This is a genomic window from Comamonas composti DSM 21721 (assembly GCF_000429845.1).
Lineage (GTDB): Bacteria > Pseudomonadota > Gammaproteobacteria > Burkholderiales > Burkholderiaceae_C > Comamonas > Comamonas composti.
Genome location: NZ_AUCQ01000002.1, coordinates 255111 through 270587, shown reverse-complemented (window position 1 = coordinate 270587; position 15477 = coordinate 255111). Strand labels below are relative to the sequence as shown.

Genomic DNA, 15477 nt, shown 5'->3' with positions numbered 1-15477 from the left:
CGGATTCACCCGGGGCCGTGCCCTAGTTTTTTCCTGACGGCGGCTTGCGGGCCAGCTCGTTCAGGCTTTGCTCCACGCGGGCGATGTCGGCGTGGCTATCGTCCACGCCCAGGCGCGTCTCCACGGCCTTGACCAGGGGCATGATGAGCTGGCGGTAGGTGACCGACAGGGACAGCAGCGCATCGACCATGCGCTGGTCCTGGGCCGAGCTGCTGTGCGTGTTCAAGGCCTGGGTGCTCTCGCGCAAGGCCTGGAGCGAGGCCGCGCTCGCCTCCAGGCTGGCGCGCCACTGCTGGTCCATGGCCTGGGCCTGCTGCAAGAGCTGCTGCTGGGCCTGGGTTTCGCCAGCGCGCCGGTCCTGGGCCAGGGCGTCCACGCTGCGCGCAATGTCCAGCAGGCCGCCGGTCACGCGCAGGCTGGGGTCGTCCTCGGCGCCGCCCAGCTTGCGCTGGCGCTGGTAGTCCTCGCAGATCTGCTGCCAGCGCCGGCTTTCCTCCTCGCTGGGCCGGCCGATGAGCTGGGCCAGTTGCAGCAGGTTTTCCTCGGCGCCCGTGGTCAGGGTCTGGGCCTCGCCACGGTAGTGGTCGCGCAGCAGGGCGTCGATTTCCGCATCCTGCATCTGGGGCGTGACCTGGGGCGCGAGCCGCGCCATGTTGCGGTAGCTGCCCTGCAGCCTGAAGGGCGGCGATTCCCGGTAGCGGTCGTCCTGGGCCGCCGACGCGATATAGGCGAGGTTGACCTTGAGCAGCACGTCGCGGATCTTGAACAGCCGCTGCAGCAGGTTCTTGAGCTCGTCCAACTCCACCGCGCTGTAGGGGTGGGCAAAGAGGGTCGTGTCCACGGCCTCGCCCTGGGCCAGGCGCACCAGCAGCAGCACGTCCTTGGGCTCGCGCGAGGCCAGGGGCTGGGTCAGCGGGTGGGCCGTGAGGCTGTTTTCGATATAGGACAGCGCGAACACGGATTCGCGGCCCGAGAGCACATCGCCCAGGTTGTAGATGTCGGCACGGTTGGCCAGCATGTCGGGGATGCGGAACACATCGCCGGACTCGGTGTACGGGTTGCCCGACATCACGATCGCAAAGCGCTTGCCGCGCATGTCCCAGGTGCGCGGCTGGCCTTGCCACAGGCCTTCGATGCGGCGTGTGCCGTCGGCCAGCGCAATGAACTTCTGCAGGAACTCGGGGTGGGTGTGCTGTATGTCGTCCAGGTACAGCATGACGTTGCTGCCCATGGCCAGGCCCAGGTTGAGCTTTTCCAGCTCCTGGCGCGCGGCGCTGTTGGGCGCCGTGGCCGGGTCGATGCTGGTCACGCCATGGCCCAGGGCCGGGCAGTTGATGCGCACGAACACCAGGCCCAGGCGGTTGGCCACGTACTCCATGAGCGTGGTCTTGCCGTAACCCGGGGGTGAGATCAGCAGCAGCATGCCCATGCGGTCGGTGCGCGCGCTGTCTCCGGCCGCGCCCAGCTGTTTGGCCAGGTTGTTGCCCACCAGGGGCAGGTAGACCTCGTCGATGAGGCGGTTGCGCACAAAGGTGGACAGGGGCTTGGCCTGGAACTGCTCCAGGTGCAACTGGGCCTTTTCCTGCTTGAGCAGATCGTGGCGCAGGGCCTGGAGCCGGGCAAAGCCGCGCGCCGCATGGTTGCGGTGGTGCTGCAGGCGGCGCGCAAAGTCATTGAGGTTGAGATGCAGCAGGCCGTCCTGGATGCGCGCATGCTCGCTGCGCAGGCCGGGGATTTCCACATCCAGCTGGGCGTTGATGCGCCGGCGCTGGCCTGCATAGGCCAGGGCGGTGGCTGCATCGTCTATCCAGGCCAGGGCCTGGTCGTCTTGTTGTGTGAGGGCAAAGGCGCGCAGCCAGCCGCGTGCGAGGCGCCAGCGCTCCAGCGGCTCGGCGGCCTGCAGGTCGCGCTGCCAGGCGGCGGCCAGGCCGCCACGGTCGAGCGCGCGCTGCAAGGCCTGCAGCAGGTCTTCGCCTGCGCCGCTGATCACCCAGTGCGGTGCCGCCTGTGCCTGTTCGGCCGGGCCCGGCTGGGCCTGGGCCAGCTCGCGCACCAGATAGGCCGCGGCCTGTTCGGCCAGGTTGTGCTGCATGTCCTCGGGCGGGGCATTCAGTGTCTGGGCCAGCTCGGCCAGCCATTCCTCGCGCAGCATGGCGTGCTGCTCCAGGAAATGGGCCAGGCCCTTGCAGGCTTCGTGCTCCAGTGTCTCGCGCGCCGCGCTCTGGCCGAAGAGCTCGGCAATCTGCGCGGCGCTGCGTGCGCGCCGCATCAGCGACTGGCGGCTCTCATCGCGCAGGCCCTGGTGCCAGTAGAGCTTGGCCAGCGCGCGCTCGGCCGGGCCATAGGCCAGCAGGCCGGCTGCTGCCTCCATGGGCGCGAGCCGGCTGACGATGGCCAGGGCATCGTCGTCGTGAATGCCGCGCTGGTAGCCCTCCTGGTAGCGGCTGGCTGCGAAGCGGCGCAGCTGTTCCAGCAGCGCGGCTGGCGGCTTTTGCTCGGCATCGCCGGTCTGTGCATGTTCGGTGAGCTGGACCAGAAGCTCGTTCCAGCCGGGCTCGGCGCTGCCGCTTTTCTGGGCGGTCAGCCACTCGGCGGCCAGGTATTCGGCGCGCGACAGCTGCGGGGTCTCCGAGACCAGGGCCTGTTGCCAGAACGGGCGCAGGGCCTGCAGGCGCTCGTCATGGGCGGGCGCCATATAGTCCGTGCCCGTGATCTGCCAGGCCAGGCCATCGCCCTGGGCCACGAGCGTGAGGTCCAGGGGCTGTTTGTTGACCGTGAACACATGGGAGCCGAACTGGATGCCGTCCCCGCTGCCTGCGGCCAGCTCGCGCTGGTCGCGCACGGCGCGCACCGCCTGGTCGCGCGCGGTCTTGAGCCTGGTCTCCAGGTCGTCGGCGGCCACGGCCGCGCCCAGGCGCCGCAGCTCGGCCACCTGCTCGCGCAGCTTGGCCAGCATGGGGTCGGAGGCGAAGTAGCTGTGCACCTGGGTCAGCTCGGCAAAGCCGGCCACGCGGCGCGGTATGCCGTCCAGGATGCGGGCTGCGGCGTCGCTCAGGGCCTGGGCGCGGCGCTGCTGGGCCTCGACCAGGCTCTGGCGGCGCGCCGTCAGCGCTTCGTAGACGGTCTCGCGCTGGGTGGCGATGTCGGCAAGAAAGTCTTCCTGCTCGGCAAAGCGGGCCTCTATGTCTTCGAGCTGGGCCAGCAGCCGGGTCAGCGCCTCGTCGCATTTCTCGGGCGTGTCCGAGAGTTCGAGCGCGTTTTCCACGGCCTGGGCAAAGAGCTTGAACTGGGCGCCGAATTCGGCGCGCTGCTCGGCCGCGCCCAGGGAGCGCCGGCGCGTGCGCGCATCGGCACGCAGGCGGTTGATGTCGGCATAGAGCAGGGCAATGCGGTCCAGGATGGCCGTGCGCTGCACGGCGTCGCCGCCGGGCAGGTTGCCCAGTTGCTCGCTGAGCAGGTCCAGCCCTCCGGCTTCGGCATCCAGGCTGGCCAGCAGCTCGGCGAGCTCGCTGGCCGTGGCGGTCTGGGGCAGGCTGGCGGCCACCTGATCCAGGGCCTTGCGCTGTGCGTCGAAAGCCTTTTCGTCGGACAGAAACTGCATGGCGCGCTCGCCCACGCGCTGCTGCTCGGCGGTCAGCTGGGCGGCCATGGCATCAATGCTGGCCAGGTTCACATAGCGCAGATCGCGCAGCAGATGCAGCTCGCCCTGGCGCTGGCGCAGCTTGTCCAGCGCGTGCACGAAGTCGGCGGGCGCGCGCCACATCTGGCTGGCGATCTCGGTCATGAGCTCGCGCTGCCGGCCTTCGGCCCTTTGCAGCGCGCGCGCCGTGTCCTGGCGGATGCTCTCCACCTTCTCGAACTCGCCCAGCGTGGCCTGCGCGGCCTGCTCGATGGAGCCGAGGTCGGCGGCCGCGTTGCTCGCTTCTTCGGCATCCAGCCAGAAGTAGGCGTCGCGCGCGCGCTGGCACTGGCGTATCAGGTCTTCATAGGCGGTGCGCGTGGGGGCCTGCTCGCGCACGGCGCGTGCAATGCCCAGCAGGTCGGAGATGCCGCGCACCAGGTCGGCATTGCCCACGCGCGCGAAAAAGCCCGTGCCCGCAGGCTGGCGGCTCGCATATTCCTCGGTGGCAAACGGCGTGTGCCACAGCTGCATGGGATGCACGCGCGTGGCCTCGCCGCGTGCGGCCTGGAACACCAGCATGCGCCCGTCGGGAAAGCGCCCGTAGCCGTCGGCCACGATGGGCGGGGCCAGGGACTTCTCGATGAGGTTGTAGGTGAACAGCGCATACCAGCCCGCGTCGCGCCCGTCCTGGTCGAGCTGCACCGTGCCGTAGAAGATATAGGCCACGTCCTCGCCGCCGGGCGAGCGCAGCATGCGCGTGAAGCGCAGTTGCTCGGTGAGGTCGGCCGGCAGGTCAAAGCGCTTGTGCTCGCCCGACTGCAGGTAGTAGCCGCCGGGGAAGATGATGCCGTGGTCCTCGGGCAGCTGCATGCACGAGGCGCCTATGGCATCGATGCGCACCACCTCCTGCGTGCGCTGGTTGTAGACCAGGTAGCGCGTGGTGGATTCGCGGTAGGGCCGCACCTGCAGCAGGATCAGAAGGCCCAGCCTGGCGTAGCTGATCTCGGCATCGCCCAGGGCCTGGTTGGCGTCTTCCACGGGCTCTTCGTAGATGCCCAGGCCGGTCTCGGTGTTGTTCTCGACCTTGATGGTCAGCGTGCCGCCAATGGTTTCCACGAACACCGTGTCCAGCACATTGATGTGCGGGTGGGCGCCGCCCACATGGTTTTCGCGCGTCAGCGCCGTCCAGTGAAAGTCGTGGCTGGGCGGGGGCGCAAGGTCGCGCTCGCCCCGGTTGTCCACGTATTTGAGCGTGCCGTCGCTCTCGCGCTTCCAGCGGAAGACGCGTATGTCCTGGGCCTGCTGGCCGATCTGGAACGAGGCCAGCAGAAAGTCCTGCGTGGGCCGCAGCAGCTGCAGCGTGGCCTGTTTGTAATAGGTGTAGAGCTCGTTGAAGTCGGCGACAAAGCGCGCATCGTCGAGAAAGCTGCCGGCCAGCGGCACCTGCACGAGCTCGTCGCTCTCGGGCTGCTCCTGGCTTTCGTCGTGGTGGGCGAGCTCGTAGATCGCGAACACGTCCTCCACGCGGGTCTCGCGCTTGAGGCCCATGAACACGTTGTAGCCGAACAGCAGCCGGTTGTGGCCGATGAAGGCCAGGTCGCGCGCCACGCAGTTGTGCTCGGTGCGCGCGCGCAGGCGCTGCAGCAGGCGCTGCTCGCGCTGGCCGAACTGCTGCACGCGCGTGGTGTTCAGCGCCTGGGCCTTGGCCAGCAACTGCTCGCCCTGGAGTTCCAGGCGTTTCTTGAGCAGCTCGTAGCTGCTGCTTTCGGCCACGCTGGTATCGACGGCGGCGGAGTCTGGTGCTTCGGGCGAGGTGGACATGCTTTGAAAAAAGAAGCTGTTAGCGCTTGTCTAGACTGGATTTCAAATGGGAATCAACCTGAAACCGAGTGGTGGCAAGCGCTCGAAGCTATGTTTTTGGAGAATGTGCGGCCGTGATGCAGGCGGTCCTCGGGCGGGCCGCCTGCATCCTGCTGCGTATCACTCGGGCTTGCGCAGGCTTTGGGCGAGCTGCATCAAGGCCTGCTTCTGGCTCTCGTTGCCGCCTTGCATGATCTTGGTGATCAGACCCGAGAGGCTGAGGCTTTGCAGCTCGCTGGCCGAGCTGCCGGCCGCGCCCAGCAGGCTTTGCAGGTCGTCCACCACATTGCGCTCGCCCGAGAGCTGGTCCTTGAACGCGACCTGCAGGGTCTCGCTCTTGCCCAGCGTGGCATCGATGTTCTTGCCCACGGACAGGGCGCGCACAAAGCTGTCGAAGTAGTCGCCCTGGCCGCCCACGATGTCGATCTTGGCATTCTTGAGTGCCACGCCCAGCACCTCGGCCTGTTCCCGGGCGATGTGCTGCTGGGCCTCGATCTGCTTGAGGGTCTCGACATGCGCGCGCTCCAGGCGCATGCGGTATTCCTCGTGCTCGCGCGTCTCGGGGCTCATGGCCTTCATGGCCTCGAACTTTTCCTTGAGGCCGCGCGCCTCGGCGCTGAACTTGGCGTCGATGTTGTGGGCCTCGGCATCGCCCTGCTTGGCCAGCGCTTCGGCATCGGCCGTGCGCACCAGGGCTTCGGCCTGGCCGATCTTCTCCTTGCCTATGGCCTCGGCCTCCATGCGTGCGCGCAGGCCCGTGGCCTCGGCTTCGGCCTTGGCCTGGGTGGTCTGGGCTTCGGAGATGCCGACCTTTTGCTTGCCTTCGGCTTCGGCGTCCATGCGGGCGCGCAGACCCGTGGCCTCGGCCTGGGCCTGGGCTTCGGTGACCGTGGCCTCGGCTCGGCCCACCTTCTCGCGGCCCGTGGCTTCGGCCTCCATGCTGGCCAGCTTGGCGCTGGCCGTGGCCACCTGCACCTTGGCATCGGCCAGGCCCGGGGCGGCGCTCAGGGCTTCAATGCCTTCGGCCTCGCGCTTCTTGGCCTCGGCTTCGCGCTCGGCGACCTTGAGGCGGGCCTCGGCCAGCACCAGGTCCTCGGCCGCCTTGTGGCGCGCCTTGCGTTCCTGCGCCTCGGCGGCCTTGACCTCGATCACGGCCTTTTCCTCGGCCGAGGCCTCGGCGCCGATGATCACGGCCTTGCGCGTGCGGTCGGCCTCGGCCACTTCACGCACTTCCTTGATGGCTTCTTCCTGCTCGGCCACGGTGCGCTCGACCACGATGCGCTCGCGCACCACGTCGGCAATGGCCTTCTTCTGCACTTCGACGGCCTTGTCCTTCTCGATGCGCTGCAGCGTGACTTCCTTCTCGCGGGCCACGACTTCGAGCTCCTGGGCGCGCGTCACACGCTCCTGCTCTATCACCACCGCGCGCTTGCGGTTGTTCTCGGCCACCTCTTTTTCGCGCAGCACGTTCTCGTTTTGCACGGCCAGCTGCTGCTCGGACTGCAGGCGGGCCATCTCGGAGCGCGTGCGCTCCTCGGCCTGGATCTTGGAGGTCTCGGCCTCCTCGCGGGCGCGCACGCCGGCCACTTCGCGTGCCTGGCGGGCCGTGGCATCGGCCTGCTGGCGCTCCAGCTCCAGCAGGGCTTCCTGGGTTTCGACGTTCTTTTTCTTGATCTGCATTTCCTCGTTGCGGCGCAGCTCGTTGGTCACCACATGCTCGACGGCCGTGAGCTCGGTGATCTTCTTGATGCCCTGGGCGTCGAGGATGTTGTTCGAGTCCAGGCGCGTCAGAGGCGTCTGCTCCAGATAGTCGATGGCTGCGTCCTCGAGCACATAGCCCGAGAGGTCGTCGCCGATCTGCTCGATGATCTTGTCGCGAAAGCGGTCGCGTGCCTGGTACAGGTCCACGAAGTCCAGGGCCTTGCCTGCGGTCTTGAGCGCTTCGGAGAACTTGGCCGAGAACAGATCCTCGAGGATCTCGTGGTTGGAGGCGCGGGCGCAGCCAATGCCCTGGGCCACGCGCAGCACGTCCTCGGGCGTCTGGTTCACGCGCACGAAGAACTTGACCTTGATGTCGGCGCGGATGTTGTCCGCGCAGATCAGCCCCTGGTCGCCCGAGCGGTCGATCTCGATGGTCTTGATCGAGATGTCCATGAGCTCGGCACGGTTGATGATGGGCAGCACCAGCCCGCCCGTGAACGTGACCTTGGCCGGTCCCCGGAAGGGGTTGATGATGAGCGCCTGGCCCTGCTCCACCTTGTGGAAGAAGCGCGCGAACATCGCGAACAGGCCGAAGAGGATGACGACGGCACAGCCCGCAAGGACCAGAAAGGTGATGGACGAAGAGGAGAGTGTCATGGGCTACGGCTGGTTAAAAATCTGGGGAATGGCAGAAGGTTGCTGCGTTTCAGTCATCAGTAGTCATCAATAGCGCAGTGCAGGGCGGGCCCTTCCCCAAAGGGGTGGGGCGCAAAACAAGGGGGCGAAGCGCAAAAAACCGGCCGGGCCAAACCGGGGATGCCAAGCAAGGGCCCTGCGGCGCAGCCGCTCAGGGGGAGCGTCTCAGTCATCACAGGGCTGGACCAGGTAGCGGTGCGCGGCGGCATCGTATTCCACGATCAGCGCCAGGCTGCCGCGGCACAGAGGGTTGGGGCTGGGCGACCAGACGCGGATGTTGAGGCTGGCACCGCGCTGCGCGACCTCGGCACGGCCCAGGCGCTCGTTGACCTCGCCCGTGAGAATGCGGCAGCTTTGCCCCACGAGGTCGGCGCTGCTTTGTCCGTACTGCGTGGCGAACATGCCGCGCAGCGGGCGCACCAGGCGTGCCGTGATGATGACGGACAGCGCCATGCTCAGGACCAGCACCACCAGGCCGCCAAGCAGTTGCAGCGGCAGGCCGGGCAGCCAGGACAGCAGCCAGATGCCGGCCAGCGTGGACAGGGTCCAGGCGACGACGACCAGCAGGGTCACGACGATGGAGAAGGGCACGCCCGAAAGGCCGAAGGCCACCACATAGCTGGCGATCAGGCCCAGCTCGCTGCCGTCGGCCGCATCGCCGATATCCAGGTCGATGGCGCCTTCGCCAAAATCCACGAGGCCGATGATGGCCATCAGCCAGTAAAACAGCACGACGGCCAGCCCTATGCTGAACAGCATGGTGGGAAAGCCCAGGGCTACGGAAAGAAATTCGCTCATGGTGTTGGTGTATCGGTTCTGGTGAGCAAAGCCTGAAAAGCCCGAGGGCTAGCGTTTGTGTCGATGGGGAGTGCTGGCGGGACTGGGCAGGGCCGGGGCGGTGAAGGCGATGAGCTCTCTGGTGGCTGCCTCCTTGATGCCCAGCCGGTCTTCGGGCGAGAGTCCGTAGCGCTGCGCGAGCAGCGCATAGTCGGCCTCGCTCAGCGTCACCGTGAGCCTGGGGCGCTTGGGCTTGTCGGCCACGGGCAGGCCCAGCACGGAGCGGATCTGGGTCGAGGTGGAGACGTTCTCATGAAAGGCCGCCACGCGTATGGCCTCGATCACGGCCTGCTCCACATCGAAGGCCACCTGCACTGCGCGCAGCGCGGGCTCCGTGCCTTGCCAGCGCGGCGGTGTCTTTCTGGTGGCGTTCATGGGGCGTTCCTGTGTCGGGTGGCCGGGCGCTCAGCCGCCCTGGCTGTCGGCCTTGGGCTGCGGCGAGGGCTGGGCTGCGGCAAGCTGCCTGGCGCGCAGCCTGGCCATCACGGCCTCGGCGCGGCTCTTGTCGCTGTCGCCTATGCCGGCGGCCGCGAGTTCGTTCTCCAGCGCCTTGTGGCCGAACTCCCTGTCCAGCGTCTCGGCTGCGGCCATGCGGTCGGCCAGGTCCTCGTGGCGCTTCTTGATGCGCTCCAGCGATTCACGTGCGCTGCTCAGACGCGAGCCCGTGCTGCCGATGTTGTCGGAAATGCTTTGCGTGGCGCGATACACGCTTTCCGTGGTCTTGGCGATGCCGATCTCGCGCTCATGCTCGCGCACGCGGGCCTCGGCGCCGCGTATCAGGTCCTTGAGCCGGTTGACCTGCAGCGCAAAGCCTGCATGGGCCTCGGTCTGGGCCTGAAGCTCGGCTTCGAGGCCGGCCACGCGCTCGGCGACCTTGAGCGCCAGGCCTTCCTCGGTCTTGTCCAGCGCCTGCAGGGCCATGTCCTCGTGGCGGCGTATCTCGCCCTGGATGCGCTCCATCTCGCGCGCAGTCTGCATCTGCTTGGCCATCACGGCCGTGAGCTCGCTCCTGGCTTCGGCGATGCTGGACTTGGCGTCGACGATCTCCTGCTCGTAGATGCGCGTGGCCTGGCTGTCGACCACGCTCTGGCCGAGTTCGCGGGCGCTGCCGCGCAACAGGGTGACAAGCTTTTTGATGACGGTCATGGTGGGGCTCCTTGAAGATTCGAAAGGGTCACAGCAGGTAGTCGGCCAGCGCATCGAGTGCGTCCAGCGCGTTGTCGCTGAGCACGGCGACTTCGTGGGCCACGTCCTCGGCGCGCGCGCTGCGCGCCAGGGCACCGGTGAGCATGTAGCGCCCGTCCACGCGGCCGAACGAGGACAGGGGAACCGAAGGATTGAGGTCGAGCAAGGCCTCGTGCAGCTCGGCCTTGAGCTCGGGCTTGATATCGCGCTCGGTCCACAGATAGCAAAGGCAGATGATCTGCGAGTCCGAGCAGGTCACGAAGATGGGCAGCTCCTCGCGGCCTTCTATGCTGATCTGCACCACGGGCACCTCGCCCGTGATCGGCTGGAGCTGGACATTGCTGCCGCCCAGCAGGGCCGAGATCAGCGCGTCCAGGTGGCTGAGTTGACTAAGCAGGGCGGTCATGGGCTCTCCAATCAAGTCGTTGTGACTGCCGGGCGGTCGCGTGTGGCAACCAGCGGCAATGGCTGCAGTTTCCAGGGTTCGACATAACATGTCAAGGGTTATTTGTCATGTTATGTCAGTTGCGGGTTCTTGATGCGGTCTTGATATCCGGGCGCGCAATCTCAACCCGGTCTTGATGCCGTGCGGCCTAGAGTTCCTGGGTCTTCATGGCGGCGCGCCTGTGCGCTGATGCAAGGAAATCTTCATGACGCTGTCCGAAATCGCGCTCTGGCTGGGTGGCCTGGGCGCCCTGCTGCTCTTTGTCTACCTGGGCTATGCATTGCTGCGCCCCGAGCGTTTCTGAGGTTGCGATGTCCGATCTGATCTTCATCGCCTTGGTACTCGCCTGCTTTGCCGGGCTGTGGGGCTTTGTTGCGGCCCTGGCGCGTATCTAGCTTCTTTCTGGGAGAGAACCACATGTGGAGTCCTTGGATTGAATATGCAGCCGTGCTGCTGCTCATGACGGCCCTGGTCGTGCCCATGGGGCACTGGCTGGCGCGCTGTTTTTCGAGCCAGCACCTGGGCTGGCTGGAGCGTGCAAGCCTGCGCGCCATCGGCGTGGACCCTGCGGACAGCCTGCGTGGCCAGAGCTGGCAGACCTATGGCAAGGCCTTGCTGTTGTCGAACGCGGCCATGCTGCTGCTCGGCTATGCGGTCTTGCGCCTGCAGGGCTGGCTGCCGCTGAACCCGCTGGGCAATCCGGCCCAGGCGCCGGATCTGGCGTTCAACACGGCCGTGTCCTTTGTCACGAACACCAACTGGCAGGCGTATTCGGGCGAGAACAGTCTGTCCAATGCCACGCAGATGCTGGCCATCACGTTCCTGATGTTCGCTGGGGCAACCACGGGCGTGGTGGCGGCGGCTGCCGTGATTCGCGCCCTGTCGCGCGCTGGCGCCAGCGACATCGGCAATTACTGGGCCGACTATATGCGCGTGCTGTGGCGCGTGATGCTGCCGCTGTGCCTGATCGTGGCCGTGTTCCATGTCTGGCAGGGCGTGCCCCAGACGCTGCAGACCCAGGCCCTGGCCACGACCCTCGAAGGCCGCAGCCAGCACGTTCTGCTCGGCCCCGTGGCCAGCTTTGAAAGCATCAAGCACCTGGGCACCAATGGCGGCGGTTTCTTCGGCATGAACGCCGCCCATCCGTTCGAGAACCCCACACCGCTCACGAATGCCTTGCACATTCTGTGCATGCTCTTGATTCCCTCGGCGCTGACCTATGCCTTCGGCTCCATGCTCATGCGCCGCCGCCAGGGCTGGGTGCTGTTCGGCGCCTGCCTGGTGATGTTCGTGGGCTTTCTGGCTCTTGCCCATACGGCCGAGCAGGCGGGCAATCCGCTGCTTGCGGCGGTGGGCGCCGAGCAGCAGGCCGGCGGCAATATGGAGGGCAAGGAGATGCGCTTCGGCATTGCCGATACCGCGCTCTTCGTGGCCACGACCACGGCCGCGACCACAGGCTCGGTCAATGCCATGCACGATTCGCTGACGCCCATGGGCGGGCTTGTGCCGCTCGCGCAGATGATGCTCAACAGCGTGTTCGGCGGCGACGGCGTGGGCCTGATCAACCTGTTGCAGTATGCGGTGCTCACGGTGTTCCTGGCGGGCATGATGATTGGTCGCACGCCCGAATTCCTGGGCAAGAAGATCGAGGCGCGCGAGATCAAACTGGTGATGCTGGCCGTCATGGCCCACCCCATCTCCATACTCGGCTTCACGGCCCTGGCCGTGCTGTGGCCAGGCACGCCGGCCAGCCTCGGAAACCCCGGGGCGCACGGCTTTTCCGAAGTGCTCTACGCCTATGCCTCGGGCACGGCCAACAACGGTTCGGCGTTCGCGGGGCTCAATGCCAACACGCCGTTCTTCAACACCACCCTGGGCCTGGCCATGCTGGCCGGCCGTTATCTGACCTTGCTGCCCATGCTGGCTGCGGCGGCCAGCCTGGCCGCCAAGCCCACGGTGGCCCAGGGGCCGGGCACTTTTCCCACGGCCACGCCGCTGTTCATGGGCTTGCTGGTGTTCGTGGTGCTGGTAGTCGGCGGCCTGACCTTTTTGCCGGCGCTGGCCTTGGGGCCTGTGGTCGAGCAGTTGCAGATGTTGAGGAATTAAGAGCGTGTTCACGCTCTCTACGCGGGCGCGCCGCCCTCGCTGCGGGGCGGTTCTTGCTCGGCGTCTCTGGCTTTTGTCGGCGCCAGTTTCACAGGCCTTGAGTCTCGCAAGCGCTGGGCCGTTCTCGCTGGCTTTCTCTGATCTTTGTTGACTCGGTTTTTTATGCGCTGCAAGCGCAATGAACTGCTGAAGCAGGAGTTCGATCCATGAATACAAAAGATATTTCCGGCTCTGTGTCTGTTTGCGCACCGGGCGATCTGCTCCGGGCCGAGGGCCCGGTCTCCCTGCTGGGCAGCAGCCTGCGCCTGGCGCTTGTGGTGGCCGTGGCCACGGGCCTGGGCTATCCGTTGCTGACCACGCTGCTGGCCCAGGGCCTTTTTCCAGATCAGGCCAATGGCAGCTTCATGGAGCGCCAGGGCTGGATCGTGGGCTCGGCGCTGCTGGGCCAGGGCTTTTCATCCTCGCGCTATTTCCAGGGCCGGCCCAGTGCGACTCTGGCCGTCGATGCGCAAAATCCCGGGGCGATGCAGGCTTCTCCCTATAACGCGGCGCTGTCGGGCGCCAGCAATCTGGGGCCCACGAACAAGGCCCTGGCCGAAGCCGTGGCTGCGCGCGTGGTCGCCTATCGCAAGCTCAACGGGCTGGAGCCCCAGGCCCTGGTGCCCGTGGATGCGGTCACGGCCTCGGCCTCGGGGCTGGATCCGCATATCTCGGTGGCCAATGCCAGGCTGCAGCTGGCGCGCGTGGCGCGTGAGCGCGGCCTGGCGAAAAGCCGGGTTCAGGTCTTGGTGGATCAGCAGGTGGAGCCGCGCACGCTAGGCCTTCTGGGAGAGCCCAGGGTCAACGTGCTGCAGCTCAATCTGGCGCTCGACGATTTGTCCGAGCGCATGTCCGGGTCTGGGGCCCGCCATGTGACAGGGGCAGGGGAGTAAACCATGCGCAAGTCCTTTTCCGTGTTCGATGCCGCGCTGCTGGGCCAGGCCTTGTGCGATGCGCTGGCCAGACTCTCGCCACGCGCCCAGTGGCGCAACCCCGTGATGTTCGTGGTCTATCTGGGCGCGCTGTTCACCAGCTTGCTGTGGCTGATGGCGCTCGCAGGCGAGAGCGAGGCAGGGCCCGGCTTCATCCTCGCGATTGCGCTGTGGCTGTGGTTCACGGTGCTGTTCGCCAACTTTGCCGAGGCCCTGGCCGAGGGCCGCAGCCGCGCCCAGGCGGCCAGCCTGCGCAGCATGAAGCGCAGCACCATGGCCAGGAAGCTGGAGCAGCCCGGCTACCAGAGCCGCTGCTCGTCCGTGTCGTCCAGCGATCTTCGCTGCGGCATGTGGGTGCTGGTCGAGGCCGGTGAGCTGATTCCGCTGGACGGCACGGTGATCGAAGGCCTGGCCTCGGTGGACGAAAGCGCGATCACGGGCGAGTCCGCACCCGTGATCCGCGAGGCTGGAGGCGACTTCTCCTCGGTCACGGGCGGCACGCGCGTGCTCTCGGACTGGCTGGTGGTCGAGATCACGGTCAATCCCGGCGAGTCGTTTCTGGACCGCATGATTGCCATGGTGGAATCGGCCAGCCGCCAGAAGACGCCCAACGAGCGCGCGCTGAGCATTCTGCTGGTCGGGCTGACGCTGCTGTTTCTGTTGGTCATCGTCACGCTGCGGCCTTATTCGGTCTTTGCGGTGGAGCAGGCCGGCAGCGGCCAGGTCGTGAGTCTGACCGTGCTGGTCGCCTTGCTGGTCTGCCTGATTCCCACCACCATTGGCGGCCTGCTGTCGGCCATTGGCGTGGCCGGCATGAGCCGCATGATGCAGGCGAATGTGATTGCCACCTCGGGCCGCGCCGTGGAGGCCGCAGGCGATGTGGACGTGCTGCTGCTGGACAAGACCGGCACCATCACCCTGGGCAACCGCCAGGCCAGCGAATTCTTTGCCACCCCCGGCGTGACACCGGCCCAACTGGCCGAGGCGGCGCAACTGGCCTCGCTGGCCGATGAAACCCCTGAAGGACGCAGCGTGGTGGCCCTGGCCCGGGAACGCCACGGCCTGCCCGAGCGCAGCAGCGCAGAGCTGCAGGCCGAGTTTGTGCCCTTCACGGCCCAGACCCGCATGAGCGGCGTGGACCTGCAGACGCCCCAGGGCCTGCGCAGCCTGCGCAAGGGCGCGGCCGATGCGGTGCGCCGCCATGTCGAGGCCCTGGGCGGCAGCTTCCCCGCGCCGGTGCAGCAGGCGGTGGACGCGGTCTCGCGCAAGGGCAGCACGCCCTTGGTGGTGAGCGACGGCGCCAGGGTGCTGGGCGTGATCGAGCTCAAGGACATTGTCAAACCCGGCATGCGCGAGCGCTTTGCCGAGCTGCGCCGCATGGGCATCCAGACGGTCATGGTCACGGGCGACAACCCGCTGACGGCCGCCGCCATTGCCGCCGAGGCCGGGGTGGACGACTACCTGGCCGAGGCCAGGCCCGAGGACAAGCTGGCCCTGATACGCGAGCACCAGGCTGCTGGCCGGCTGGTGGCCATGACCGGCGACGGCACCAACGACGCGCCTGCCCTGGCCCAGGCCGATGTGGCCGTGGCCATGAACAGCGGCACCCAGGCCGCCAAGGAAGCCGGCAACATGGTGGACCTGGACAGCGACCCGACCAAGCTCATCGAGGTGGTGGAAACCGGCAAGCAGATGCTGATGACGCGCGGCGCGCTGACCACCTTCAGCATTGCCAACGATGTGGCCAAGTATTTCGCCATCATCCCGGCCGCTTTTGTGGGCACTTATCCGCAGCTCGCAGCCCTCAACATCATGCATCTGGCAAGCCCGGAGTCGGCGATTGTGAGTGCCGTGATCTTCAATGCCCTCATCATCATCTGCTTGATTCCCCTGGCCTTGCGCGGCGTCACGTACCGCGCGCTGGGCGCGGCCGCGCTGCTGCGGCGCAATCTGCTGATCTATGGGCTGGGCGGCCTCGTCGTGCCATTTGCGGGCATCAAGCTCATCGATCTCTTGCTGACGGCCCTGGGCCTGGCATGGGCCTGAAACCAGAG

10 protein-coding genes are annotated in these 15477 nt (G+C 66.9%); 4 read left to right on the top strand and 6 right to left on the bottom strand.

Annotated features, from left to right (window positions below):
- Nucleotides 1-22 precede the first annotated feature (22 nt).
- From G486_RS0102920 to G486_RS0102895, 6 genes are all read right to left on the bottom strand, one after another.
- Nucleotides 23-5443, bottom strand: a complete 5421-nt coding sequence (locus G486_RS0102920) for a DNA repair ATPase (RefSeq protein WP_027014177.1) — start codon at nt 5441-5443, stop codon at nt 23-25.
- Nucleotides 5444-5602: 159 nt separating this feature from the next.
- Nucleotides 5603-7840, bottom strand: coding sequence for a flotillin family protein (locus G486_RS0102915; protein WP_027014176.1), 2238 nt, complete (start codon nt 7838-7840; stop codon nt 5603-5605).
- A 204-nt stretch (nt 7841-8044) separates the two neighbouring features.
- On the bottom strand, nt 8045-8677 hold the full coding sequence (locus tag G486_RS0102910; protein WP_027014175.1) for a hypothetical protein: 633 nt from the start codon (nt 8675-8677) through the stop codon (nt 8045-8047).
- A gap of 48 nt (nt 8678-8725) precedes the next feature.
- Entirely contained in the window at nt 8726-9091 is a 366-nt protein-coding gene (locus G486_RS21405; RefSeq protein ID WP_034386440.1) for a hypothetical protein, read from the bottom strand.
- Between the two features lie 30 nt (nt 9092-9121).
- The gene (locus G486_RS21400) at nt 9122-9862 is read right to left on the bottom strand and encodes a PspA/IM30 family protein (protein WP_051303055.1); all 741 of its coding nucleotides are present in this window, start codon (nt 9860-9862) and stop codon (nt 9122-9124) included.
- Nucleotides 9863-9890: 28 nt separating this feature from the next.
- Nucleotides 9891-10307, bottom strand: coding sequence for a DUF2170 family protein (locus G486_RS0102895; RefSeq protein WP_027014174.1), 417 nt, complete (start codon nt 10305-10307; stop codon nt 9891-9893).
- 244 nt (nt 10308-10551) lie between these two features.
- On the opposite strand from G486_RS0102895, the gene kdpF reads away from it, so the two are divergent.
- The 4 genes from kdpF (at nt 10552) to kdpB (ending at nt 15469) form a co-directional block, all read left to right on the top strand.
- The gene (gene kdpF / locus G486_RS0102890; protein ID WP_027014173.1) at nt 10552-10650 is read left to right on the top strand and encodes a K(+)-transporting ATPase subunit F; all 99 of its coding nucleotides are present in this window, start codon (nt 10552-10554) and stop codon (nt 10648-10650) included.
- A 113-nt stretch (nt 10651-10763) separates the two neighbouring features.
- Nucleotides 10764-12452, top strand: a complete 1689-nt coding sequence (gene kdpA, locus G486_RS0102880; protein WP_034386437.1) for a potassium-transporting ATPase subunit KdpA — start codon at nt 10764-10766, stop codon at nt 12450-12452.
- Between the two features lie 206 nt (nt 12453-12658).
- Nucleotides 12659-13384, top strand: coding sequence for a K(+)-transporting ATPase subunit C (gene kdpC, locus G486_RS21395; RefSeq protein WP_084455001.1), 726 nt, complete (start codon nt 12659-12661; stop codon nt 13382-13384).
- Nucleotides 13385-13387: 3 nt separating this feature from the next.
- Nucleotides 13388-15469, top strand: coding sequence for a potassium-transporting ATPase subunit KdpB (gene kdpB, locus G486_RS0102870; RefSeq protein WP_027014171.1), 2082 nt, complete (start codon nt 13388-13390; stop codon nt 15467-15469).
- Nucleotides 15470-15477 lie beyond the last annotated feature (8 nt).

What these genes read in the sequence shown, in the direction of transcription:
- G486_RS0102920 (WP_027014177.1), bottom strand. Translation starts at nt 5,443, where the DNA reads ATGTCCACCTCGCCCGAAGCACCAGACTCCGCCGCCGTCGATACCAGC.
- G486_RS0102915 (WP_027014176.1), bottom strand. Translation starts at nt 7,840, where the DNA reads ATGACACTCTCCTCTTCGTCCATCACCTTTCTGGTCCTTGCGGGCTGT.
- G486_RS0102910 (WP_027014175.1), bottom strand. Translation starts at nt 8,677, where the DNA reads ATGAGCGAATTTCTTTCCGTAGCCCTGGGCTTTCCCACCATGCTGTTC.
- G486_RS21405 (WP_034386440.1), bottom strand. Translation starts at nt 9,091, where the DNA reads ATGAACGCCACCAGAAAGACACCGCCGCGCTGGCAAGGCACGGAGCCC.
- G486_RS21400 (WP_051303055.1), bottom strand. Translation starts at nt 9,862, where the DNA reads ATGACCGTCATCAAAAAGCTTGTCACCCTGTTGCGCGGCAGCGCCCGC.
- G486_RS0102895 (WP_027014174.1), bottom strand. Translation starts at nt 10,307, where the DNA reads ATGACCGCCCTGCTTAGTCAACTCAGCCACCTGGACGCGCTGATCTCG.
- kdpF (WP_027014173.1), top strand. Translation starts at nt 10,552, where the DNA reads ATGACGCTGTCCGAAATCGCGCTCTGGCTGGGTGGCCTGGGCGCCCTG.
- kdpA (WP_034386437.1), top strand. Translation starts at nt 10,764, where the DNA reads ATGTGGAGTCCTTGGATTGAATATGCAGCCGTGCTGCTGCTCATGACG.
- kdpC (WP_084455001.1), top strand. Translation starts at nt 12,659, where the DNA reads ATGAATACAAAAGATATTTCCGGCTCTGTGTCTGTTTGCGCACCGGGC.
- kdpB (WP_027014171.1), top strand. Translation starts at nt 13,388, where the DNA reads ATGCGCAAGTCCTTTTCCGTGTTCGATGCCGCGCTGCTGGGCCAGGCC.